Below are 24,460 nucleotides of genomic sequence, written 5' to 3' on the forward strand. Positions count from 1 at the left end.
TATTCGCAAGAGGCATAGTTTGTCGTGGATTGATTGTGAACGCAAGCATCGCCGTCGTCACAAAAACAGGATAAAATAGCCACCAATTTACTCATTGAAAGGCACCTGATATCCATGACTCCAAGCTGGCACGATCTCGACATCGCCCCGGAATTGATAGAAGCCATGTTGCAACTCGGCCATAAAATGCCGACCCGCATCCAGCAACAGGTTATTCCTGAGGCGATGGCGGAGCATGACATCCTGGCGTCGTCCCCGACCGGGACCGGTAAAACCCTGGCCTATCTGGTCCCAGCGTTCCAGCACCTGCTGGATTTTCCGCGCAGCGAACCAGGCAGTGCGCGGGTACTGGTGTTAGCACCGACCCGGGAACTGGCTGCACAAATCCACGAGCAGGCGGCGATTATCTGTCAACACACCGGCCATCAGAGCTTACTGGTGACCGGCGGGGTCAATTTCGGCAGTCACCTGAGTGCGTTTGAAAGCAACCTGGATATTGTCATTTCCACACCGGGGCGTTTGCTTGACTACCTCGGTCAGGAGCGCTTTTCCGCTGAAGATATCGAATGGCTGATTCTGGATGAAGCCGACCGTATGCTGGATATGGGTTTCACCGATGCCGTCAGCAGTATTCTGGCGGAAGCCCGCCATGTCCGCCAGCGCCTGCTCTTCTCCGCCACGCTGGAAGGCGCTGCTATTCAGCGCTTCAGTAAAAGTACCCTGCTGGAGCCTGTCTATATCGATGCCCAACCGCCAAAGCGCGAGCGTGGCAAGATCACGCAGTGGCTGCATCAGGCCGACACCCTCGAACACAAGACCCAGTTACTGCAGGCATTGCTGAATGAACATACTCAGTCGGTGCTGGTGTTTGTTAAAACCAAAGAGCGGGTACTGGCACTGACCGAGCAGCTACGTGCTCTGAAATACCGGGTCAGCATGCTTCATGGTGACATGCCGCAGCATTCGCGCAATCAGGCGCTGGCAGACTTTTCCCAGGGCAAGAATGCGGTGCTGGTCGCAACCGATGTCGCCGCGCGCGGGATTGATGTTGATGACGTGCAACTGGTGGTTAACTTCGACTTGCCGCGCCGCGCCGATGTCTTTGTCCACCGTATCGGCCGCACGGGTCGCGCGGGTCGCAAAGGGCTCGCTGTGTCGCTGGTAGAAGCCCATGATGCGGATATGCTGGGTCGGGTCGAACGTTATCTTGGCGAGAAAATCGAACGTCGGGTGATTAAAGAGCTGCGCCCGCAATACAAGTTTCCACAGCCCGGAAAGAGTAAAAAGAAGAAAGCGACGGCAAAGAAAAAGCCATCCAGCAAACAAAAACGCCGCTAATTGCGGCGTTTTTGTTTATACCAGCTGAAAACAATGAAGAAACTCAATGCCCCAGCCATGTCCGCCACGACATCCCAGCCATCGGCACCGCGGCCCGGTATATAATGCTGAATCCATTCAATCGCAACCGCATACAGCAACAGCCAGCTCAATGACCATAGGTAGCGCAGACGAAAGGCGTACTGCATGCTCGCTGCCAGCACAAAGAACAGCCCAAAGTGAACCACCTTATCAAGGTGAGCCACTGATGTGGGGCCTGCGGGTGGCGACTGCCAGAAAAACAATCCCGAGACCAGACAAAGAGTAAATACAAAAAGAGTTCGCGCTACTACGCTATTCAACAGTTTTCTCCGCTCGTTCATAAACCGCCACATTGGTGTAGCCAAGTTCGCGCAAATGCAGCACCTGCATTCGGCTCATAATTCCCTGATCGCAGTAAAGCAAATATTGACGGTCTTTTGGAAGCCCTGCAAAGGCAGATTCGAGTTTAAAAAATGGTAAATGTTCAACTGAGTATTCGGTATTCTGCAACGGAGCCTGTTCAACTTCGTCATTGCTGCGAATATCCAGAATCACTTTTTCTAAGCTTGTATCGTTCACCGCTGCCGCCAGGGACACTTTTTCCATCTGGGCGTCATGCAGTTGGCGAATATCGATGACCTCTGCATTATAGACCTGAGCTTCAATCATTTCGTCGGTGATCGCCTGCTCGGCCTGCTTCACTCTCTCCAGATCCGCTTTGACCGTTGGCTTATTCGAAATCACGCCACAATACTCTGGCATCGCGGCGGCCAAAGGTTCAGTGCCAATGCGGCGGGCGATATCAACAATATCCTGCTTATCCATCGCGATCAGCGGCCGTAACACCAGCTTCGAGGTGACTTCGTCGATCACCGCCAGGTTGCTCAGGGTCTGACTCGATACCTGCCCCATCGCTTCACCGGTGACCAGCGCCTGGGCATTAACATAGCGAGTGGCCAGCGCAGCAGCCCGCAACATGGTGCGCTTCAAAACGACGCCCATCAGGCCATTGTCAACATGAGTGAGAATGACATCCACCAGTGGCGCAAAGTCAATGCTTACGAACTTCACTGGATGGGTCGGTGAAAAACGCTTCCACAGATAGTAGGAGATTTCACGCACTCCTGCCTCATGCAGGTCGCCGCCTAAGTTAAAAAAGCAGTAATGGGTGCGTGCCCCCCGCTTGATCATCTGATAGCTCGAGACTGTCGAATCAAACCCGCCTGACATCAGCGACAGCACAGTTTCCTGACTTGGTAACGGAAACCCGCCGAGACCGGCAAAACGCCGTTCAACCAGGAATACGTCGTCTTCAGCGATCATCAGTACCACTTCTTCCTCGGCACCTTTTAACTTCACCTGAGTGCCTTCGACCCGTTCCTTCACACCGCCGCCTATATAGCGCGCCAGGTCCTGGGAGGAAAACGAATGATGCCCTTTGCGTTTGACCCGGATAGCAAATGACTTACCCACTAACTGAGCACGCTTGAAGCTGAGAACCCAGTCGAGCAAAGTCTCGAAATCCGTCAGTGGATGATACTGCACACGTTCAAAATGAAGCACGCCCGGAGTTGACTGTAAACGCTCAACCACGGCGGTCGAGAGGGCGTCAGAGGGTTGCTCGGGCAACACAACTTCGATGCGATCCCAGAGCCATTTTACTTTAATCAGCGGATCCAGCGCTTTCAGCTGAATACGCAAATTCGCGGTCAGCAGTTTACCGTGACGCGAGCGCACTGATTTGCTTTTAACCGTAATTTCGGCCTGCAACCGAACAATATACTTCATGGAAATACCTAACCTGGGGTGTGCACGGCATCTTAGGACAGCAAGATGCTACAACGACGATGGCCCTGCCGGTTAAACCGGCAAGGCCATCCAATGGCAGGCAATTATACAAAAAACGGGGGGAGTCGGCTAGTTGCCTTGTTGAGTGCTGATTGGTCGTGACTCCATCGCACTGCCCTGCAGAATTGAAATTTCAACGCGGCGGTTGCGACGACGATTATCATCGCTGTTGTTAGGGACCAATGGGCGCGTATCGGCCAGACCACGAACGGTCAGACGGCTCTCTTCAAAATTCTCGACATTGAGCATTTCTTCAGCCACCGCCACGGCGCGTGCACTGGATAAATCCCAGTTAGAACTGTGCATTTCTGAACGAATACGACGATTATCTGTATGTCCTGAAATGGTAATTTCACCCGGAATATCATTCAGCACTTCGCCAATGCGACGAATCACGCCACGGAACTGCGGCTGCAGGAAGGCTGACCCTTGTGGGAACGTGCCTTGTTCGCGCACCCGAATGATAATTTGCTGACCCAGGTTTTCCAGCTCTAATGCACCGTCTTCAATTTCCTGTTCCATTTCTTCGCGGATGCGGTTCATTGCCTGGTCAGTCTGCTCCTGCATCTGCATCATATCCATTTGCTCAGGAGACTGCTCCTCAGGCTCCGCCTCACCGCCTTCTTCCTGTTGCGGTCCACCCACATAGTCGTCCTCACCGTCCTGGAAGTCCAGAGTCGACTCGGTCATGTCGCTGGTGACCTGCTGGATAGTTTCAATCGGCGTCGGCGTCGGACGGCCCGGACTGAACTCCTGGGCAATCACGCTGGTACCGCGGGGAATGTCTTCCACTTCAATGCGATTCTGCACACCGAAGGCATACTGCATCGAGCCCGCAATCTGCTTGAATTTAAGCACATCCATTTCACTGAAAGCCAGCAGCAGGACGAAAAAGCATAATAGCAGTGCCATCAGATCCGCGAAGGTAGCCATCCAGGGCGCCAGACCTTTCGGTGGGCACTTAGGGCACTTTTTTTGCGGTTCCGGCAGAGCCATAGCTTAACGCTCCTCTTCCACACGCTTCGACGAAGCGAGGTAGTTCTTTAACAGCGATTCGATAATACGCGGGTTCTGGCCATCCTGAATACCAAGCACTGCATCCAGCATCAGTTCCTGATTCAGTTTTTCCTGTTCCATACGCAGTTTAAGTTTGTTCACAATCGGCACACAGATAATGTTGGCGATGAAAGTACCGTACAGCGTGGTCAGCAAGGCGACCGCCATAGCCGGGCCGATCGCTTTTGGATCATCCATGTTAGCCAGCATCGCAACCAGACCGATCAGCGTCCCTATCATCCCCATCGCTGGCGACACATCGCCAATAGTCTGGAAAATATTGGCGCCACGGTCGTGTCGGTCATAGGTCAAATCAATGTCTTTTTGCATGGTAGTGCGCACGACTTCGGCGTCATGGCCATCCACCAGCATATCAATGCCTTTGCGAAAAAACGGGTTGGGGACTTCCGTTTCTTCCAATGCCAGAAAACCACCCTTACGCGCAGAATCAGCCATCTCCACCGCTTTGTCGATCAGCTCCTGGGGCTGTTCAATACGGAAAATGAAGGCCTTAACGGCGACTTTACCCGCGCCAAGGAACTGACTTAACGGATAGCTGGCCAGGGCGACAAATAATGATCCGCCAAATACGATAAAGATAGACGGCACATTCACATAGAGCCCAATGTCTCCGTTGAACAGCATCGCCATCGCAATGAAGGCGAGCGCCCCGATAATGCCGATTATTGTTGCTATATCCACACAGATCTCCCCGTTGTGTGTGTCTCAAGAAGAGGCGCTATTTTTCATCATCCGCGCTACACTAACAACCGCAATTTTTGTCGGTACTGTTAATTCATCGGCGCCCGTGTCTATTTCTTTACTAACTCTTTGCAAATTACTTCAGTCGCAAAGCCCACTGGCAGCCGTGCAGAGCACGCCTGGCAACGCTGGCAATTGAATTTAGCCTGCAGGTTCTGTAAGGTTGCGAGATTAACATGGCGGCCCGTGTTGCAACACCGATGTGGCAGCATTCCGTGGAGAACATCTGATGACTGATAGCAAAGACACCTCTGAGTTAACCTTCGAGCAAGCGATGAGTGAGCTTGAACACATTGTTAACCAGCTCGAACAAGGCGATTTGCCCCTTGAGCAGTCCCTGCAGCAATTTGAACGTGCCGTGGCGTTGTCGCGTATCAGTCAGCAAAAGCTGCAACAGGCTGAGCAAAAAGTCAGCGTATTAGTGCGCCAGGGGTCACAGGAAACTCTGCAGCCTATGTCCGATGACGAGGCCCCGTCAGCATGACCAGTCAGATGACGGACAACAGCGTGACGTCAACGACTGAGGATCCTGTGCTTAGCGACAAATTACAGGCGTACCGCCAGCGTCACAGTGACTTCCTGCAGATCCAGCTGACTGCCATCGATCCCGTCTGCCCTCGCCTGCATGATGCCATGCGCTATGCCGTCTTGCTGGGTGGCAAGCGAGTCCGTCCATTTTTGGTCTACGCGGTGGGTGAAATGCTCGGTGCCGAGGCGAAAAACCTCGATGGGGCAGCGGCAGCGATTGAATGCATTCATGCCTATTCGCTGGTTCACGATGATCTACCGGCGATGGACGACGACGATCTCCGCCGCGGTCAGGCAACCTGCCATAAAGCCTTCGACGAGGCGACCGCCATTCTTGCCGGCGATGCACTGCAGAGCCTCGCCTTTGAGCTAATCAGCCGTCCGCTTCCGGGTGTCAGTGCCGTGGTCCAGCTAAACATGGTACGAACGCTGGCGCAGGCAGCTGGCGCGCAGGGTATGTGTGCCGGCCAGTCGCTTGACCTGCGGGCCACCAACCGCCACGTCGACCTGGATACCCTTGAACGTATTCACCACTATAAAACTGGTGCACTCATCGAAGCTGCCGTTGAACTGGGCCTTTTGCTTGCCAGTGACGTGGCAGCTAACACCAGGGCAGACCAGCAGAGCTGGCTGGAGACGAGTCATCATCTGCGCCAGTGGGCCCGTTTGATCGGGTTAGCCTTCCAGGTTCAGGATGATATTCTTGATGTTATCGGCGACACTCAGGTCCTCGGCAAGCAACAAGGCGCCGATGCCGAACAGCAAAAATCCACCTATCCAGCGTTAATGGGGCTTGCTAGCGCCCAAAGCTACCTCACCGAGTTAGCGCAAAAAGCGCTACACGCGCTGGATGCTATCCCGTACAATACTGAGGTATTAGCAGCATTCACCCATTACCTGATCACAAGAGACCGTTAGTTCATGACTGAAAGCACCTCTACAACACAGTACCCTGTGTTACGTCTGATTGACTCCCCTGCAGATCTGCGCGCGTTGCCCCGGCAAAAGCTCGACCAGGTGTGTAAAGAGTTAAGACAGTACCTGCTAAGTTCAGTCAGTCAAAGTTCCGGCCACCTGGCCAGCGGTCTTGGTACGGTTGAGCTGACCGTCGCCTTGCATAAAGTCTATCAAACGCCTTTTGATCAGTTAGTTTGGGATGTCGGTCATCAGGCCTATCCGCATAAAATTTTGACCGGGCGCCGCGATGAACTGTCCAGTATTCGCCAGAAAGACGGCTTACACCCTTTCCCGTGGCGCGATGAGAGCGAATACGATGTGCTTTCAGTCGGACATTCCAGTACCTCAATCAGTGCCGCTTTAGGCCTTGCCATTGCCGCTGAGAAAGAACGTCAGAACCGCCGGGTAGTCGCTGTCATTGGTGATGGCGCGATGACGGCCGGGATGGCGTTTGAAGCGATGAACCACGCCGGCGATATTAAACCGGATATGCTGGTGATCCTGAACGACAACGAAATGTCGATTTCGGAAAATGTCGGTGCACTGAACAATCATTTCGCCCGCTTGCTATCCGGTAAGGTGTATACCTCGCTGCGCGAAGGCTCGAAAAAAATGCTGCGCGGTATGCCCACAGTCCGCGAACTGGCCAGCCGTGCCGAAGAACACATGAAAGGGATGGTGACCCCGGGCACCATTTTTGAAGAACTAGGCTTTAACTATATCGGCCCAGTCGACGGCCATGACGTGACCACTCTGGTGGAAACCCTCGAGAACATGCGCTCACTGAAGGGGCCCCAAATTTTGCATGTGGTGACGCGCAAAGGTAAAGGTTACGAACCAGCCGAAAAAGACCCAATCGGCTACCACGGTGTGCCGAAGTTTGACCCCGCCATTAATCAATTGCCGGCCAGTAAACCTGGGCTGCCGTCATACTCGAAAATTTTTGGTGACTGGCTGTGTGAGATGGCCAGCGAGGACGATAAGCTGGTCGCTATTACCCCCGCCATGCGCGAGGGGTCTGGCATGGTTGAGTTTTCACAACGTTTCCCTGACCAATATTACGATGTGGCCATTGCCGAGCAACACGCGGTTACCCTGGCTGCCGGCCTTGCCATTGGTAAACGCAAACCTGTGGTTGCTATCTACTCAACGTTCTTACAGCGTGGCTATGACCAGCTGATTCATGACGTTGCGCTGCAGAACCTGCCGGTGCTGTTTGCGATTGACCGGGCTGGTATTGTCGGTGCCGACGGACCGACCCATCAGGGCGCCTTTGACATCAGCTTCCTGCGTTGCATTCCAAACATGGTCGTGATGACACCCAGCGATGAAAACGAATGCCGTCAGATGCTGTATACCGGTTACCACCTGCAACAACCTGCTGCGGTGCGCTATCCACGCGGCAGCGGCACAGGATGCGAACTGGAGTCTTTGCAGGCGATGGAACTGGGTAAGGCGACCGTGCGCCGCCAAGGGAGTAAGGTTGCGATCCTTAATTTCGGCACCTTGCTGCCTGAAGCCATGCAGGCCGCCGAAGCGCTGGATGCCACTGTTATCGACATGCGCTTTGTCAAACCGATGGATGCAGAGGCCGTTAAAAAAGCCGCGGCTGAGCACGACTTGCTGGTTACAGTGGAAGAAAATGCGGTTGCCGGGGGTGCTGGTAGCGCCGTCGCCGAATTGCTAATGGCTCAGCCACAGCCTTCCCCACTGCTTATGCTGGGCCTACCGGACAGCTTTATCAAACATGGTTCACAGGCTGAAATACGGGCTGAACTGGAACTTGATGCGGCAGGTATTGAAGCCTCGATCCGAAAGCGCTTATAACCAGCCCATAGCGAGTACTGCATGAATGATTGCCAGGCTCGCTAAACCAGCCAGAATGTCATCCACCATAATGCCCAGGCCGCCATGCATATGGCGGTCAAGGTAACGGATTGGCCATGGTTTGAGAATATCGAAGATACGGAACAGAATAAACGCCAGCAATAAGGTGCTTACGCTTACTGGAACTGCAATCATCGCCACCATATAGCCCGCTATTTCGTCCCACACAATAGACGGGTGATCATGCTCGCCCATTGCCTTAGCGGTATAGCCACACAGGTAGATTCCGACCAGGAATGCCACTACCGTGGCAATAATGAAGCCTGTAGTGCCCAGATACGATGCCAGCCACACCACCGGAATCGCGGCTACTGTCCCCATGGTACCTGGCGCCTTCGGGAACAGGCCACTACCAAACCCCAATGAAAGGAAATGAAGCGGGTTTTTTAACAGGTGACGGTAACTCATCCGGGTGTCCTTATCGTCTGTTCGCTGAAGTAAAGATAAGCCGGGTTAAGCTACCCAGCTCTCACTTGTTTTGACTTACTTTCAGGTACTAAAGTGTAGCCATACCAAAGTGTTGATAGCCTAATCCAGAGGCGGTTACTTCGTTATCGCCATCAAAAAAACGCAATCCTGGCTGTCTGTCGATCTGACCAATACAGGTAATATCTACCCCGGAATGGGTCAGCGCGGTTTCCAGCGAGCCACGCATTTCTTCAGGAATGGTAAAACAAAGTTCGTAGTCGTCGCCACCGTGCAATGCGTAGTGACGTTTCTGCTCAAGTGGCAATGTGTTGAGCGTATCAGAGTATGGCAGTTGGGTCAGAAACAAACGCCCGCCAACCTCAGAACGTTTTAAAATATGTTGCAGATCGGCCGCTAATCCATCCGAGACATCAATACAGCTGGTCGCCATGCCGCGTAGAGCCTGCCCTAAGGACACTCTCGGTGTGGGGTAAAAGAGACGCTCTTCGAGCTTTTTCTGACCCGCGCTGGATAGCTCTAAATCGTCACGCTGCGCAGCAAGCGCAGCTGCGGCGTCGCCTAAGGTACCACTGACAAATATCCAGTCACCTGGTTTAGCCCCGTGGCGCACCAGGGTTTGCCCTTCCGGCAGCAGGCCCTGAGCAGTCAGGGTTAAGGTCAACGGGCCACGGGTAGTATCACCGCCGATCAGCTGGCAATGGTAATAACCAGCCAGTTCATGCATTCCTGCAGCGAATTCACTCAGCCATGTATGGTCGGCTTTGGGTAGGGTAATCGCCAGCGACAACCATGCAGGTTCAGCACCCATTGCCGCCAGGTCTGACAGATTGACCGCCACCAGTTTGTGCCCAAGGGCGCGCGGTGGCACTTTGTCATCAAAGTGAACGCCCGCTACCATGGTGTCTGTGGTAACCGCGATTTCTGTGCCCGGCGTGGTTTTTACCACTGCACAGTCGTCGCCCTGCGCGAGCTGAACGTCACGGCGCGACTGGCCATGATGACGAAAATAACGCTCGATTAGTTCGAACTCGCTAAGAACAGACATATCGCAAACCAGTTTTATTGTCGCGCCGAACGCAGACTGTCAACCGCTTTGTCGAGCACGCCGTTGACAAAACGGTGGCTGTCATCGGCGCCGAATGCTTTGGCTAACTCAATCGCTTCGTTCATGACCACCTTATAAGGCACATCCACGCGGAATTTCAGCTCGTAGGCGGAGACACGCAAAATCGCCCGCTCGATCTGATCTAAATCCGCAAACGGCCGGTCGGTAAACGGCGACAATGAGCCGTCCAGTGAACTGGCCTGGGTTGCGACGCCCCGGATCAGATCCTGAAAGTAATCAACATCGACCTTGCTAACGTCATTGTCAGTCAAAAACTCAGCCTCAATATCACTGATACTGTTTTTCGAAAGCTGCCATGAATAAATAGCCTGAATAGCCAAGCGACGTGCTTTACGGCGTGCTGCTGGTTTCACAATGATTATCCTTACAACTGTTGCAGAACGTTGACCATTTCAAGGGCGCTCAATGCAGCCTCTGAGCCTTTATTGCCGTGCTTTACGCCAGCCCGATCAATGGCCTGTTCGTCGGTGTCGGTAGTAATTACACCAAAAGCTACCGGAATGCCGGATTGCATGGCAACCTGAGCCAGACCTGAGTTCGCCTCACCAGCAACAAAGTCAAAGTGTGGTGTACCACCGCGAATAACCGCGCCAATCGCGATTAAGGCATCATAATGGCCACTTTCTGCGGCTTTTTTCGCCGTTAACGGCAGCTCATACGCCCCTGGCACACGAATCACGGTAATGTCATCCGCGTTGACCTGGCCGATACGCTGAAGTGTGCCTACTGCACCTTCCAGTAACGCGTCGACGATAAAGCTGTTAAAACGAGATACCACGATGGCAAATTTTTTACCCGGCGCTGCAACGCCACCTTCAATTGTCTTCATCTTATGTCCTAAATACGGTCATTGACCGTAAAATACCCAGTACACCAGGTTGCGCAGACTGCTTTCATGCTCTCGGTTGCGACAAACCCAGTCTAAAAATGGCGCGTAGTTTACCACATTGCGTATCAGCGCGCACGAAACCTGTACAAAAGCTCATTGCTAGCGGCATCTTCAGCAACCATTTCGAAATTGTTCTGTTCAAACTGATTGCGGGCAAAGATATTGGCCCGCGAAGTCGGGAATAAGACCGACTCGACGTCCCACTCTTCACGCACCCACTGCGCTATGTTGGCCACTAAGCGGTTGCTGTGTTGAGCGGATTGCCCCGCTTCATTTAACCAAAAGGTTATTTCAAACTGATAGTCTTCCGGATCAAACCCGGGTACGTCACTGCGGTCTTGCACCCGACTGATAAACAATGCGCCGCGCAGCTGGCGGTGTTGGGGTTCGAGAATGACGTAGGTATAGGCTGCACCCTCGTTGTGCTGCTGAACATGGAACTGAATGGTGTCGGTATGGCTTTCCAGAGTCTGTTTCGAGGTCGGCCAGCCCCAGCCTAAGGTCTCATACAACATTCGGCGGGATGCCTGGGCGGCACCGTAATAGGCCACACTGTCGTTCTCGCTTAGTACCACGAAGCGCCAGTCGTCCTGATATTCCTGGGGAGCTTCATATTGCGTTAAATCGCTTTGCCCTGTCGCCGTGAACGCCCATAGCAGCATGCTCAAGATCAAGGGCCCAACCATGCTGACCTTGATAGGGGCGGATCGCTTTTCAGTCTGTTTTTCCATTAACCATTCCTCGGGTTCTTGCCCTGCGCCTGTCCGGTAAATGCCTGCACTTTTTCCAGCGCCAGCTGAATATTATCGCAAACGTCCATAGGGTCGCCGATCCGTACCACTTTACGGGCATAATCAAGTGCGACTGGAATAACAGGCACTTTCGCCTGACTGGCTATATGGAGAAAGCCGGTTTTCCACGCGGCTACTTTCTTACGGGTGCCTTCCGGCGCGATTACCAGAATTAGCTGGTCACGTTTGGCAAAGGCTTCACACATGGTGTCGACCACCCCTTGCCCTTTCCCGCGCTCCACCGGAATACCACCGATACGAGTGAAAAATCCTTTGAGTGGAAAACGAAACAACGAATGCTTACCCAGAAAGGCAACTTGCAAACCTAACCGAAACTTCACCATCAAACCAACCATGAAGTCCCAGTTGGAGGTATGTGGCGCGATAGGAATGACCCCTTTCGCCAGGTCTGGCAATTGCCCTTCAATTCTCCAGCCGCCGAGCAGACGAAGCCCGACGCCACCCAACCAGTAAAGGAAACGGTTCGCTTTTACTGGCAAACCGGCCGTTCGTTGTGTCATACGCGCCTGTACCTGTTAATTGAGTTCTTCGAGACGCGCCCGAATTTCCCGCAGTTTACGCTTCACTTTGCGCTGGTTCTCAAGACCCAAACGTAGCATTTGCTTCTGCGCCGCAGGCAAAGACTCCAGATCCGGGTCGGCAAAGGTATACATTACACTATCATCTGATAAGGCAAGCAGTCCTTCAGGTTCCGGGGTCGCCAGCAGCACATCGATGGCGTCCTGAATCTGTACCTGAAATGTCTCATCCGGATGGGCTATTTCAGTAAAGGCCTGTTCAAACAAAGGCTGATAGGCTTCATACAGGTTGACCACCACTTCGCTGTCAAGGCTCACAAACCAGTCTACCAACTCATCGTAACGGGCAAAGCTGCGTTCGTCGATATACAACTGGTTATCGACTTCCTGAGTGGTGAAACGAGCGTCAGGGCTACTCACACCGGCGCTTTCCCGGATCACCTCACCATCGCTTAAGTTATGTACAAAAATAACCATATCACGGACCAGGTGCTCACTGCGCAAAGGACGCACATTTTGCTCGCGCTCTTCGAGCTCTGCTAACAGTGGTTCCGTACTTTGATTCAGCTCTGGCAGTTCAATTTCCGGCTCCGGGTCTGGCTCAGGGTCGACGTCTGCTGTCGAATCAGGCTCAGGCAAGGGCATGTAGTCCGGTAATGGTTCAGGTTCGGGCTCAGGGTCCGGTAATGGCTCAGGCTCACTGACCTCGACCGGCACTGACTGGCGGCTATCCGGCTCCTCATCAGAACCTGACCACCATAAAACGACAACCACCAGTAATAAAATTACCAGGGCAAGGGCAATAAGCGTTATAAGGCCGCGCTTAGGCGTGTTCGATTGAGCAGGATCGTGTTCACTCATGGCTAAATCCTTTAAATTTGTTCTGGACGGGTAAATACCAACTCTGTATCTGAAGACAACGCCGCATCGAATTTATATCCCGCGCTGTTAAAGGCTTTTAATGCCTGCACGTCGGCTGGCTGGTTTTCCGCGATAAAACGCGCCATTAAGCCCCGTGCCTTCTTAGCATAGAAGCTTATTACCTTTAACTGCCCATTTTTGCTGTCTTTAAATACAGGTGTTACCAGCGTTGCTTGCAATTTACCCTTGTTAACAGCCTTAAAATACTCGTTGGACGCGAGATTTACCAACACTGTATCGCCAGCACTGGCCAGATCTTGATTCAGTTGTTCGCTAATCCGGTCACCCCAAAACTGATACAGATCTTTACCCCGGCTGGTAGTGAGTTTGGTCCCCATCTCGAGCCGGTACGGCTGCATCAAATCGAGTGGCCGCAAAACACCATAGAGGCCGGACAGAATACGCATGTGCGTTTGAGCATAGTCAATCGCGTCTGCGCCTAGCGTAGTCGCATCCAGCCCTGCATACACATCGCCGTTAAATGCAAATACTGCCTGTTTCGCGTTCTGTGGTGTGAACGGCCGTTGCCAGTCACTAAAGCGTGCAGCATTAAGACCCGCTAATTTATCACTGATTTTCATCAATGAACCCAGTTCCTGAGGCGATAAAGTTCGCGCCCGCTTTACCAGTTGTTCCGCCTCATCGAGTAACCGCGGCTGACTATAGGTCTCGGTTGTTGCCGGGCTTTGATAGTCGAGATTTTTCGCTGGGGAAACAACAAATAACATAGGTAACCGCCTCACTGAAGTTGAATAACGTTTCATGACATTTCTTTTCGTATACTACCAAGAGTTGACCCAATTTACCTCCGCAACCCGCTTTAGCCTCTTGCTGTACCAGCGTATTTTTCGAATTAAACCAATTTTTCAACCCGTTAAACTGAACCCAGTAGAATGTTTGTTTAAAAATTAATCTTGTTCTATTGGTTTGATTACTTTACAGTCGATCCTGACAGCAATATTACAAATTATTAAAAGTTGCTGGTAACCGCGCTTAATAACGGGTTACGCATATTGAAAAGGCAAACTCATCGAAAGGTGGGGACGCAAAGCTACCTGTCTAAAGAATGGCAACATTCCAGGATCGAGGGGATACCTAACTTGACTGTCATTTTAGTGCACTTCGGTTATGTTTTGTCCTTCTCCGTTGGATTACGCCAATGAGCCTTGCGTTGTTTACTTCAATACTGTTCATCAACCAAGCAGTACCCATGGGCATGTCCCATATATAACAATGCAACACAACGCAGGTCTTTACCTGCCAGGAGAACGACCATGAAAAAACTCGTACTAGCGACGGCCATTGCGGCCGCAACCACCATGTCTATGACTGCGCAGGCTCAGGAAGTTGGAACCTTTGATATCGATGTCAACGTTGTTGCCAGCTGTGATTTAGTTGCCAACGGGGTCGATTTTGGTGATGTCGACGTATTCGCCGACATTGATCTGGTGACCGCCGCGGCACCAGCAACCCTCGATATAACCTGCACCAACGGCGCAAGTTACGATATTCTGTTAGGCCACTCAGGAGAGCTAACCCACGCTACTGCTGCACCGGTTACCTATAGCCTGTTCCAGGATGCTGCATTCACCACAGTCTGGAACGATACAACCGATACCCGCACCGAAACAGGTGACGGTGCTTTACAAAGCTACGACGTGTTTGCTCAACTGGCCATTGATAACACCACGGAAGTTGGTGCTTACACTGGAACCGTAAACGTAACCGTTAACTTCTGATGAAGTCCCCTGCAACTAAGCTACAACAGACCGGTCGCACCGGTCTGTTGGTTTGCGGCTCGCTGGTATTATTGCTGGTACTTTTGCTTTTGGTCCCGGCCCACGCCAGTAGCTTCACCGTGCAACCCATTCGCGCCGAGCTTTCTGCCAATCAGCAAGTGTTTGCAATGCGTGTGCGCAACACCAGTTCAAGCGACGTTTCGATTCAGCTTGATGTTAAACAATGGCAACAGGCCAACGGCCACGAGCTCTACACAGACACCGATGAACTTCTCGCAGTCCCACCTATTTTCACGGTGGCGGCGAACCAGACTCAGACTATTCGTGTCGGCCTGCGTCGGGCACCGGATCCGGAGCTGGAGCTAAGCTATCGCCTCTATCTGCGTGAACTGCCGCCGGCAGACGACCATTCAAGTGGAGTCAAAATGGCGCTGAATATCGGTGTACCGGTATTTGTCGAACCGACTACCGGCAGCGCTAACCACCAGCTGGAATGGCAGACCTTGCTCAATAACCAAGGCAGGCAGGTGATATCAGTGGTGAATCACGGCAACGGTCATGCGCAAATAACGCGCTTGCAAGCCAGCTCTTTAAGTCAGGATTTTAGCCGGTCACTGAACGATTATGTGTTACCGGGCGCCAGTCGCACATGGGTTTTGCCGTCTGACTTTGCAGTAAGCGACAGCAGCGCCCTGCAATTAAGAGCGAGAGTGAATGGCAACGAACAGTCACGCACCGTTCAGCTGGACTAAATTCCTTTCAATACTTGTCTTTACTGGTTGTTGCTTGCTGTCATTGGTTACCTCGCCAGCCGTGGCCAGGCCGCTTTTTAGCCAGCCAGTAGCCAGTGCAATAAGCACGGTACGGTTAGGTGACTGGCAGGACAGAACCCGGTTAGTACTGGAAGGTGTCAGCGGAATGAGTGCAGAGATAGAGCATGGTAGTTCGGCCACCGAACTGTCACTGCTATTTTATTTCCCTGAAGAACACGATTTTCCAAACTGGTTAGAGCAAGTCATTCCGGGCGACCACCCAGCGTTACAGCGCGTTCAGATAAGCGATCTTCAGAGTAAAAGCGCCCGCGTCAGATTTCATTTCCATAGCCCTGTCAGCCTCAACATATTTGATTTGCGTCCAATGGAAGGGTTCCAGTTCCGGCTGGTGCTTGATTTCTATCAGTTGGCGAAGGTCAGTAGTGAGCAATGGCTGGATGTGTTCATAAACAATAAAGGGGGCTTTGGCACGGTGCTGGCACTTACCACACTTGACCACGATGTATTTCTGGCTGGCAGTGACCTTGAGCGCTGGCGTATCGAGCTGCCCGCTGAGGCCTACGTGACGCATTACCAGCAGCCTTATTATTCATTGCGACAGCTTGGTGTGCGCTATCAGATAAACCCGCAGCAATTGCAGCTCAATATTGAAGTACCTGCTGCTCAGTTTGCCCGCCTGCGCCTGCGCGGTCACGAGCGGGAACGCCCTCAACTGACAGCATCCAGTCTTGGCGCATTTTTCAACTACGACCTGAATGCCACTGAGCGCGAGGACGACCTAAGTGCGTCCGGGTTACTCGAACTCGGCCTGTTTAACCGCTGGGGCAGTGGCTCCACCCGGGTACTCGCGCGCAACGAATCCGAGTACCATGAACAAGGGGTCATTCGACTCGATACCCAATGGCGCTATGACAACCCCGAGCGCATGACCACCCTTATTGTTGGCGACAGTATCAGCCGCAGTGCCAGTTGGAACCGGGCCACTCGCTTTGCCGGCGTGCAATGGGGCACCAATTTCAGTACCCAGCCCGAGATGCTGACCATGCCAACTCTCAGTTTTGTCGGCGAAGCCAGCCAGCCGTCGACGATTGATCTCTTTATCAACGAAGCATTGCGCTTCCGTACTGAGGTACCCGCGGGGCCTTTCAGTATCGACGATCTGCCAGCTATTACCGGCTACGGCGAAGCACGCATGGTGGTTACCGATATTCTTGGCCGCGAGCAGGTCATCCAGCAAAACTATTTTGCCAACCGCCGTATGCTGCGGGCAGGCCTGCATGATTACTCCATCGAGCTGGGTTATATCCGGCAAAATTTCGGCTTACGCAACGATGACTATGGGCCGGGGATGGTTAGTGGGCTGCATCGCTTTGGCCTGACCAATAATTTCACCTCCGAGGTGCATCTTCAGGCCACCACAGAGCAGCAGCTTGGTGGGGTGGGCGCCAGCTATACCCTGCCCTGGAACAGCCTGGTTCACGCCGCGGTTGCTACCAGTTATGGTGATGGCCGTCGTGGTCAGTTGCTTAGTATTGGTATGCAGTACCAGCGTCGCCGGTTCAATTTCGGCATAGACGCCGAAATCGCCAGCGATAACTTCGAACGTGTGGGCAGTACCCGCTTCGCTTTTGTTCCGCGCCAGCAACTGCGCGCTTTCAGTAGCTACTCGACCGCACGCAGTGGCACCTTAAGTCTGTCCTATACTGAGCAGGATTTTCGCACCCGGCAAGGCATCCAGTTTATAAATGCGGGCTACAGCATCCAGTTCGCCCGCTTTGTCAGCCTGCGCTTCTCCGCTCTGCACTATCTGGATGACGAGGACACCCGGTTCAACCTGACCCTGAGTGTTCCACTAGGCTGGAACCGCACCAGTGCCAGCGTCTCCGCGCAAAACCGTGGCGACGACACGTCAGGCTATGCGCAACTGCAACGGAGTCTGCCCAGCGGCACCGGGGTCGGCTACCGCCTGCGTCAGGGTCTCAGTGAGCGGGATTTAAGCCTGGCGAGCATTCAGTATCAAAACGACCATGCCCGATACAGTATGGACATTTCAAAACGCCAGGATATGACCGCAACCCGCGCCGGATTGCGTGGCGCCTTTACCCTCATGCATGGACAATTATCAGCAAGTCGCCAGCTCAACCGAAGTTTTGCGCTGGTTCAGTTGCCAGACTTTCCGAATGTCCGGGTGTACGCAGATAACCAGCTGGTTGGACGAACCAACGACAAGGGTAATGCGATGATCCCGCGTTTACGACCCTATCAGCGCAACCGCATCCGGATTGAGCAAGCCGACTTACCCATGAACGCTACGATTGATTCGCTGGAACAGGAAGTCGCGCCATATTATCGCAGTGGGATTAAACTTGAGTTTCCGGTGCGGCTGACACGCAGTGCCTTTTTCCGCATTCTGTTGCCAAACGGTGAGCCGGTCCCGGTCGGAGCGACCGCAAGCAGTACCAACGACAACAGCTTTATGGTTGGGCACCGCGGCGAAACCTATATGACCGCGCTGCAAGAGCGCAATGAAGTCCATGTGCGCTGGGGCCGGCAACGCTGTTCATTCGTACTCAGCGTGCCGCTAAGCGATGACGCCCTGCTCGATTTAGGCACGGCAACCTGTCACCCTGAGGCACACTAATGGTTCTGATAAAGGTACCTACTATGACAACGAAACAGTGCACGGCTCTAGCCAGTCTCGCCTGCCTGCTGGTTTCAGCACCTGCTCTGGCAGATTGCACCATTAGTGCTGAAGGGCTTAGTTTCGGCCAGTATGACGTGTTTGACGAGTCGCCCACTGAAGGCGTAGGTAACCTGACTGTCAGCTGTACGCCATCAACCAGCTATACCGTGCTGCTGAGTGCAGGAACGGGTAGCTACACTGAACGCTATTTAACGGGCGACCAGTCAACACTTATCTATAACCTCTATATAGATGCAGCCTACAGCCAGGTGTGGGGGGACGGCAGCGGAGTTTCCACCGTGGTCTCAGGTACAACCGATGGCGCAGCGAACCATGATCTGTACGGACGTATTCCAGCGCGACAGAATGTAACCCCCGGCCTGTATACCGACACCATCACAGTGACCGTTGAGTTTTAAAATAAAAAGGCCAGCTAAAAAGCTGGCCTTCATTGAGTAAACGTAGCGCTACAGCAGGTTGTCCTGCTCTTCGCCTTCTTTCTCCACCTCTGGTGGCATCAGATCTTCCCGCGAAATACCCAGCGCTACCATGATGGTAGTACGGGTAAATGTCGACGAGTAGGTACCCACTACCACACCAACCAGCATCGCCAGAGCAAACCCACTGACCATCTGACCGCCGAAAAACAGCAGCGTGAAGAGCACCATAATGGTAGTCAACGAGGTAATCAGAGTTCGGCTCAGACACTGACTGAGTGAAATATTGATCACATCCGGCACTTCCGTGTTGCGCAGCTTACGGAAATTCTCACGAATACGGTCTGAAATAACAATACTGTCATTCAGCGAGTAACCGATTACCGCAAGCAATGCAGCCAGAATCGTCAAATCAACTTCAATTTGCAGGATCGAGAACAAACCGAGGATCATCACTACGTCCTGCACCAAGCCGATCACAGACGCCAGCGCAATCCGCCATTCAAAGCGGAATGACACGTAGATAAGGATACAAATCGCCGCTACTATCATCGCCAGGCCACCGGCTTCTGCCAGCTCCTCACCGACACTCGGGCCGACAAACTCAACCCGGCGCATCTCCAGATCACTGTCGACTTCGCTGCGAAGGAGTTGGAACAGGTTATCGCCGACTGAATCAGCGTCCGCCATTTCTGGCCGTGGCGGCACCCGAACCAGGATATCGCGTGACGAACCGAAGTTTTGCACCACGGCGTCACCCAGTTCGTTGTCTGCCAGCACATCACGTAGCTCGGCTAAGTCTGCTGGCTGCGAGAAACCGACTTCTACCAGCGTACCACCGGTGAAATCGAGTCCCCAGTTCAGCCCTTTGCCAGCCATACTCACTATCGCCACCAGTAACAATATGACACTGAGAATCGCCGTTGGAGTGCTCAGTTTCATAAAGTTTAAGGGGCGGTTTTCATCAACCTTTGTAATCTCAAACATTCTAATCCCCTAAATGGATAGCTTGCTGAGGCGTTTCTGACGGCCCCACGCGAAGTTGACGATGGCACGGGTACCGATGATAGCGGTAAACATCGACGTCAAAATACCTATCGCCAGTGTCACTGCGAACCCTTTAATAGGTCCGGTGCCCACTGCGAACAGGATAATGGCCGCAATCAGAGTGGTAATATTACCATCCGCAATCGATGACAACGCGTTGTCATAGCCGTGTTTAATCGCCTGCTGCGGGCTGCGCCCCTCGTTTAGCTCTTCCCTGATACGCTCGAAAATAAGCACATTGGCATCAACCGCCATGCCCACCGTTAGCAGAATACCGGCCATGCCCGGCATGGTCAGAGTAGCCCCCGGAATAAGCGACATAACGCCGACAATCAGGATTAAGTTGGTAAACAGCGCAGCGTTGGCAACTAAACCGAACTTGCGATAGTAAATACCCATGAACAGCAGCACCAGAACAAAGCCCGACACAATGGCAGTCAGACCGTCACGAATATTCTGTGCTCCTAAGCTTGGGCCCACAGTGCGTTCTTCAACAATCTGAATCGGTGCTATCAGTGCACCGGCACGCAGCAAGAGCGCCAGGTTCTGTGCATCGGCAGGTGAACCGACACCAGTAATGCGGAAATTCGAGCCCAGACGCGCCTGAATCGTCGCAACTGAAACAACCTCTTCCACACGCTCAAAGTCAATGCGCCCGTCTTCAGTGGTTTCACCAGTCGCAATAAATTCAATGAAAACCGTCGCCATTGGGTCACCAATGCGGTCACGGGTTGCCAGTGACATCATATTACCGCCGGCAGAATCAAGCTGGATGTTCACCTGCGCCCGATTGTTTTCATCAAAACCCGAGTTTGCATTAACAATGTGGTCACCGGTAAGAATAACCCGGTTTTCCAGCAACTGCTGACCGCCGCCGCGCACGTCATACAGGCGGCTACCAAAAGGTACTCGTCCTTCCTGTGCATCACGTAAGTCATTCTCGGTATCCACAAAACGGAACTCCAGAGTTGCCGTGGCGCCAAGAATTTCTTTCGCCCGTGCGGTGTCCTGCACCCCCGGTAGCTCAACCACTATACGGTCTTGCCCCTGACGTTGAATCACCGGCTCAGCAACGCCCAGTTCGTTAACCCGGTTGCGCAGAATGGTAATATTCTGAGAAATCGCATTGACCCGGGTTTCCTGCAGATACTCATCTGTCATTTCCAGGCGAAGCGAATTCGAATCACCATCGGCATCTGTGGTGTAACCCTGGTAGGTATTGCGCAAGGCATTGTTGGCTTGCTCTAAATCCTCAGCGGTACGCAAGGTGATCAGAACATCGTTACCGTCTTCCTCAACCCCACTATAGCGAATACCTTCGTCACGTAAGCTACTGCGGACTTCAGTCACCATTTGCTCACGGATTTTCTTCATCGCTTCTTCCATGTCCACTTCCATCAGGAAGTGAACACCGCCACGTAAATCCAGACCCAGTTTTAATGGCTGACCACCAAGGGCCGCCAGCCAGGCCGGTTGAGCAGGGGCCAGATTGAGCGCAACAACGTAATCGCGACCAAGCTCAGTCGCCAACACGTCCTGCGCAGCAAGCTGTGCACCATCCGAGTTAAGACGGATCAGGATCTGACCGTCTTCCATGCTAATTCCACGTGGCTCAATGCTTTCAGACCGCAATACGGACTCGACCTGCTGCAGAGTAGTGGTATTTATCTCCCCGCTGCGCGTTGCCGAAATCTGAACAGCAGGGTCTTCCCCATACAAATTAGGCAACGCATACAGGGCCCCGATGAGGATCACGGCGATCACCATCAGGTACTTCCACTTCGGGTAATAATTTAACACGAGTACGTCCTTCCAGAGCGGGCGTTACAGAGTTTTGATAGTACCTTTTGGCAGAACCGCAGCAACAGCACTTTTCTGCACTGTCATTTCCACGCCTTCTGCAACTTCAACTACCATGAAATCATTGTCGTCTGATACTTTCACAATGCGCCCTACCAGGCCACCCTGAATCAGCACTTCGTCACCTTTGCCCAATGCCTGAACCAGGTTTTTATGCTCTTTTACTCGCTTGCTCTGTGGGCGATAAATCATGAAGTAAAAAACCAGACCAAACAGTGCCAGCATGATAATCAATGAAAATGTGCCACCTTCCGCCTGGCCCGGTGCCGCAGCGTGTGCGCTTGAAATTAGAAAATCCATAGTAGTTCCTCTGTAAATTGTAATAAATTAGGGCGTCATTCCAGTGAGTTATTGGGTCCACCGGAGTGACACACAAGCATTACCGACTAAAATATTTTTAAAATAGCGCCGCATTCTACCTAAAAGCGGCGCAAATCTAAACGGTCAGGCGTCGATCCCCATACTTCGTAAGCGTCTGAGTAAACCAATTCTCGACACCTGCAATCGCGTTGTCATTTGCTCCAGATCGCCGGCACAGTCCTGATAGGCCTGCCGCAGCTCACTGTCCGGGATATCCCCGACCGCGCGCAACTGCGGATGACGTTTTATCAACTCGTACACAGAGCCCCGCGAAATACCTAGTTCATCGGCGGTCGCCTGCATGTCGTAGCGCTGATTCTGCAGTGCTTTAAGCAGCTCGTCCTGAGTAATCTGGCTCGGTTTGCGACGTTTTATTGTCGCTGGCTCTTCAACACGCCCGGTTTCGCCCGTTACTGAGCTGTGGCTTAAACTGGCCAGTACATGCGGATCCATTTGCAGGTGCTGATCGCCACGACTATCAACCACCAACTGGCGGGTTATATTCAGCAACTGACGTACATTTCCCGGCCAGGGAGCCTGCATCACCTGACGAACCAGGTCGCAACTAAGCCACGGCGCCTCAAATGAGACTGGCAGACTATCGCTGCCTTCAACTTTTAGCCAGTGCCCCCGCAGAAAATTACGTAATAAAGCCGGAATATCTTCACGTCGTTCTGCTAACGGCGGTAAGAATATCTGATAACTGCTCAGGCGGTGCAACAGGGGCTGCTTAAATTCGTTCTCGCCCTGCGCTTCCAGGTTGGCATCGGTCGCGGCGATAACCCGCACATTCACCTGGTCGGCCTCAGTCGACCCTACCGGCACCACTTGCTGACTTTCCAGTGCACGCAACAACATCGCCTGCACATCCTGGGAGGCCTCGCCGATTTCATCCAGAAACAAAGTCCCTTGATGAGCAGCCTGAAAGTACCCTTTGCGGTCCGTGGAGGCGCCGGTGAACGCACCTTTGACCGCGCCAAATAACTCGGACACTGCCAGCGACGGCTGCATGGCTGGAATATTTGCGACAATAAACGGCTTGCCAAAACGCTTTGACTGACGCCGGATAGCCTGAGCCACTAGTTCTTTACCGGTACCTGTGGCCCCGCGAATAAGAACCGGCTCATCCATCGACGCCACTTTACCGATGCGCTCGCGAACCTGCTGCACGCCATGGCTAATCCCAACCAGACCCAGATCATCCTGCAGCATAGCGGGTTCCGGCATGCACTTAATGAAAAGCATCACGTGGTCACCGAGGCAAAGTTCGACCCCCTGCTCCAGGCTCTGCTGGTCTATTCGAAGCTGATCCTGTAATACCTCGCCGTTCAGTGAAACCGGCGCTGAATAGTCCTGACGCCGCAATATAAACGTCAACCCACCTTCCCGCACCAGCCGCATCGACTTGCGGCTGACCTGAGGTACCGACAAGCCCTGACCAATACTGCTTGTAGTGGTATGAAACTCCGGCCAATGGCGATTAATTTCCTGCTCGCCAAACTGCATTAAGCCATCCAAAGCACAAAACTCTCCGAGTCGGTTCGGATCCGGGTGACAGGCAATAATTGCAACGGGTAACAGCGCATCCCGATTGCTCTTGCATACCGCCTGACCGCGATTAGAGAACTGTTGTGTAGGCTCGTCAAAATGATTACTCACGCGCCCTCCTTTTTAAACGGCATCGCCTTGTTATTGCAGTTGTTTAGAGTGACTTGTGCTCATTCTTCCACTCCATTCTTCCATAAGTAATGGCCATACTAATAACTAAAAGCGTTTGAAACCAGATATAATGCTGGCACACTTTGTTCTTTCAACACATTATCCGGGTTCTCACCACTTTTATGCTGGACTGGTTTTATATTACAGATCTGCTGGGCGTTGCTGTTTTTGCAGTGTCAGGCACACTGCTCGCGTTTCGCAAGCACATGGACGGGTTTGGCGTGGTCGTACTGGCGTCATTAACTGCAATTGGCGGCGGCACCACTCGCGATTTGATTCTCGATGCACCCGTTTTCTGGTTGCACGATGCGACGTATTTCGTGGTCATTCTAAGCGCGGCCATGCTGACCATTGGCTGGCTGCGTTTTCGCGCTTATATTCCGGTTAACCGGCTCCTCTTAGCGGACGCGTTGGGTATTGCGTTTTTCACCGTGCTCGGTGCAGAGAAAGCACTCAACAGCGGTGTTAGCGGTTTCACTGCCATTATTCTTGGCACCATGACCGCGGTCTTTGGCGGTATGTTGCGTGACGTTGTCGCCCGCGAAGTACCGCTGGTACTGAAAAGCGAGCTCTACGCCACGACCTGCATTGCCGGGGCCACCGCCTTCGTCCTGTTGTACCCGTACAGCGACGCTCTGGCGATGATTGTCGCATTGGTTATCACCTTCACGTTACGGATGGGCGCACTGCGCTACCACTGGTCGCTGCCGGTATTTAACGAGCAACAGGATAAGCACTAAACGAAACCGG

At 52.9% G+C, this 24,460-nt stretch carries 25 protein-coding genes and 1 riboswitch; of the genes, 9 read left to right on the forward strand and 16 right to left on the reverse strand.

Annotated features, from left to right (window positions below; genetic code table 11):
* Positions 1–114 precede the first annotated feature (114 nt).
* On the forward strand, positions 115–1,338 hold the full coding sequence (gene srmB / locus CWE12_RS12630) for an ATP-dependent RNA helicase SrmB (RefSeq protein ID WP_126790072.1): 1,224 nt from the start codon (positions 115–117) through the stop codon (positions 1,336–1,338).
* Here srmB and CWE12_RS12635 read toward each other — a convergent pair.
* From CWE12_RS12635 to pomA, 4 genes are all read right to left on the reverse strand, one after another.
* On the reverse strand, positions 1,335–1,679 hold the full coding sequence (locus tag CWE12_RS12635; RefSeq protein ID WP_157981977.1) for a VanZ family protein: 345 nt from the start codon (positions 1,677–1,679) through the stop codon (positions 1,335–1,337). The two genes, srmB and CWE12_RS12635, sit on opposite strands and share 4 nt — an antisense overlap.
* Positions 1,672–3,147 (reverse strand): tRNA uracil 4-sulfurtransferase ThiI, encoded by a 1,476-nt coding sequence (gene thiI / locus CWE12_RS12640; protein WP_126790074.1) that lies wholly within the window; start codon positions 3,145–3,147, stop codon positions 1,672–1,674. The genes CWE12_RS12635 and thiI overlap by 8 nt, the downstream gene beginning before the upstream one ends.
* A 129-nt stretch (positions 3,148–3,276) precedes the next feature.
* Positions 3,277–4,203 (reverse strand): flagellar motor protein MotB, encoded by a 927-nt coding sequence (locus CWE12_RS12645; protein ID WP_126790075.1) that lies wholly within the window; start codon positions 4,201–4,203, stop codon positions 3,277–3,279.
* 3 nt (positions 4,204–4,206) lie between these two features.
* Positions 4,207–4,965, reverse strand: a complete 759-nt coding sequence (gene pomA / locus CWE12_RS12650; protein WP_126790076.1) for a flagellar motor protein PomA — start codon at positions 4,963–4,965, stop codon at positions 4,207–4,209.
* 289 nt (positions 4,966–5,254) lie between these two features.
* Between pomA and CWE12_RS12655 the strand changes: the two genes are divergently transcribed.
* The 3 genes from CWE12_RS12655 to dxs are packed head-to-tail and all read left to right on the forward strand — an operon-like array spanning position 5,255 to position 8,337.
* Positions 5,255–5,509: an exodeoxyribonuclease VII small subunit gene (locus CWE12_RS12655; RefSeq protein ID WP_126790077.1), complete on the forward strand. Its 255-nt coding sequence runs from the start codon at positions 5,255–5,257 to the stop codon at positions 5,507–5,509.
* Positions 5,510–5,556: 47 nt separating this feature from the next.
* The gene (ispA, locus tag CWE12_RS12660; RefSeq protein WP_198675759.1) at positions 5,557–6,471 is read left to right on the forward strand and encodes a (2E,6E)-farnesyl diphosphate synthase; all 915 of its coding nucleotides are present in this window, start codon (positions 5,557–5,559) and stop codon (positions 6,469–6,471) included.
* 3 nt (positions 6,472–6,474) lie between these two features.
* Positions 6,475–8,337 carry a 1-deoxy-D-xylulose-5-phosphate synthase gene (dxs, locus tag CWE12_RS12665; protein ID WP_126790078.1) on the forward strand — a complete coding sequence of 621 codons (1,863 nt, stop codon included), beginning with the start codon at positions 6,475–6,477 and terminating at the stop codon, positions 8,335–8,337.
* On the opposite strand, the gene CWE12_RS12670 is transcribed toward dxs, so the two are convergent.
* The 8 genes from CWE12_RS12670 to yaaA all read right to left on the reverse strand — a co-directional run bounded on the left by CWE12_RS12670 (position 8,332) and on the right by yaaA (position 13,820).
* Positions 8,332–8,805, reverse strand: coding sequence for a phosphatidylglycerophosphatase A family protein (locus tag CWE12_RS12670; protein WP_126790079.1), 474 nt, complete (start codon positions 8,803–8,805; stop codon positions 8,332–8,334). The two genes, dxs and CWE12_RS12670, sit on opposite strands and share 6 nt — an antisense overlap.
* Positions 8,806–8,893: 88 nt before the next feature.
* A complete protein-coding gene (gene thiL / locus CWE12_RS12675) occupies positions 8,894–9,871 on the reverse strand; it encodes a thiamine-phosphate kinase (protein WP_126790080.1) in 978 nt (325 codons plus the stop codon).
* 14 nt (positions 9,872–9,885) lie between these two features.
* Positions 9,886–10,305: a transcription antitermination factor NusB gene (nusB, locus tag CWE12_RS12680; protein WP_126790081.1), complete on the reverse strand. Its 420-nt coding sequence runs from the start codon at positions 10,303–10,305 to the stop codon at positions 9,886–9,888.
* Between the two features lie 11 nt (positions 10,306–10,316).
* Entirely contained in the window at positions 10,317–10,781 is a 465-nt protein-coding gene (gene ribH, locus CWE12_RS12685) for a 6,7-dimethyl-8-ribityllumazine synthase (protein ID WP_126790082.1), read from the reverse strand.
* 125 nt (positions 10,782–10,906) lie between these two features.
* Entirely contained in the window at positions 10,907–11,572 is a 666-nt protein-coding gene (locus tag CWE12_RS12690) for a hypothetical protein (RefSeq protein WP_126790083.1), read from the reverse strand.
* A complete protein-coding gene (locus tag CWE12_RS12695; protein WP_126790084.1) occupies positions 11,572–12,153 on the reverse strand; it encodes a 1-acyl-sn-glycerol-3-phosphate acyltransferase in 582 nt (193 codons plus the stop codon). Before CWE12_RS12695 ends, CWE12_RS12690 begins: the two co-directional genes overlap by 1 nt.
* Before the next feature lie 15 nt (positions 12,154–12,168).
* A complete protein-coding gene (locus CWE12_RS12700; RefSeq protein WP_157981978.1) occupies positions 12,169–13,032 on the reverse strand; it encodes a DUF3014 domain-containing protein in 864 nt (287 codons plus the stop codon).
* 11 nt (positions 13,033–13,043) lie between these two features.
* On the reverse strand, positions 13,044–13,820 hold the full coding sequence (yaaA, locus tag CWE12_RS12710; protein WP_126790085.1) for a peroxide stress protein YaaA: 777 nt from the start codon (positions 13,818–13,820) through the stop codon (positions 13,044–13,046).
* Positions 13,821–14,102: 282 nt separating this feature from the next.
* A riboswitch (cyclic di-GMP riboswitch) is annotated at positions 14,103–14,191 on the forward strand.
* A 175-nt stretch (positions 14,192–14,366) separates the two neighbouring features.
* Here yaaA and CWE12_RS12715 point away from each other — a divergent pair.
* From CWE12_RS12715 to CWE12_RS12730, 4 genes are read left to right on the forward strand one after another with little or no spacing between them, the layout of a single operon-like run.
* Entirely contained in the window at positions 14,367–14,831 is a 465-nt protein-coding gene (locus CWE12_RS12715; protein WP_126790086.1) for a Csu type fimbrial protein, read from the forward strand.
* Positions 14,831–15,583 carry a fimbrial biogenesis chaperone gene (locus CWE12_RS12720; RefSeq protein ID WP_126790087.1) on the forward strand — a complete coding sequence of 251 codons (753 nt, stop codon included), beginning with the start codon at positions 14,831–14,833 and terminating at the stop codon, positions 15,581–15,583. The genes CWE12_RS12715 and CWE12_RS12720 overlap by 1 nt, the downstream gene beginning before the upstream one ends.
* Complete coding sequence (locus CWE12_RS12725) at positions 15,546–18,245, forward strand: fimbria/pilus outer membrane usher protein (RefSeq protein ID WP_126790088.1); 2,700 nt, start codon at positions 15,546–15,548, stop codon at positions 18,243–18,245. The genes CWE12_RS12720 and CWE12_RS12725 overlap by 38 nt, the downstream gene beginning before the upstream one ends.
* Before the next feature lie 23 nt (positions 18,246–18,268).
* Entirely contained in the window at positions 18,269–18,706 is a 438-nt protein-coding gene (locus tag CWE12_RS12730; RefSeq protein ID WP_157981979.1) for a Csu type fimbrial protein, read from the forward strand.
* A gap of 48 nt (positions 18,707–18,754) precedes the next feature.
* On the opposite strand, the gene secF is transcribed toward CWE12_RS12730, so the two are convergent.
* The 4 genes from secF to CWE12_RS12750 form a co-directional block, all read right to left on the reverse strand.
* Positions 18,755–19,711, reverse strand: a complete 957-nt coding sequence (secF, locus tag CWE12_RS12735) for a protein translocase subunit SecF (protein ID WP_126790090.1) — start codon at positions 19,709–19,711, stop codon at positions 18,755–18,757.
* A 9-nt stretch (positions 19,712–19,720) separates the two neighbouring features.
* On the reverse strand, positions 19,721–21,571 hold the full coding sequence (secD, locus tag CWE12_RS12740) for a protein translocase subunit SecD (protein ID WP_126790091.1): 1,851 nt from the start codon (positions 21,569–21,571) through the stop codon (positions 19,721–19,723).
* Positions 21,572–21,595: 24 nt separating this feature from the next.
* Positions 21,596–21,931, reverse strand: a complete 336-nt coding sequence (yajC, locus tag CWE12_RS12745) for a preprotein translocase subunit YajC (protein ID WP_126790092.1) — start codon at positions 21,929–21,931, stop codon at positions 21,596–21,598.
* A 144-nt stretch (positions 21,932–22,075) separates the two neighbouring features.
* On the reverse strand, positions 22,076–23,650 hold the full coding sequence (locus CWE12_RS12750) for a sigma 54-interacting transcriptional regulator (protein ID WP_126790093.1): 1,575 nt from the start codon (positions 23,648–23,650) through the stop codon (positions 22,076–22,078).
* A 182-nt stretch (positions 23,651–23,832) separates the two neighbouring features.
* Between CWE12_RS12750 and CWE12_RS12755 the strand changes: the two genes are divergently transcribed.
* Positions 23,833–24,450, forward strand: a complete 618-nt coding sequence (locus CWE12_RS12755) for a trimeric intracellular cation channel family protein (RefSeq protein WP_126790170.1) — start codon at positions 23,833–23,835, stop codon at positions 24,448–24,450.
* Positions 24,451–24,460: the final 10 nt, after the last annotated feature.

It is taken from the genome of Aliidiomarina sedimenti (assembly GCF_003986955.1).
GTDB lineage: Bacteria > Pseudomonadota > Gammaproteobacteria > Enterobacterales > Alteromonadaceae > Aliidiomarina > Aliidiomarina sedimenti.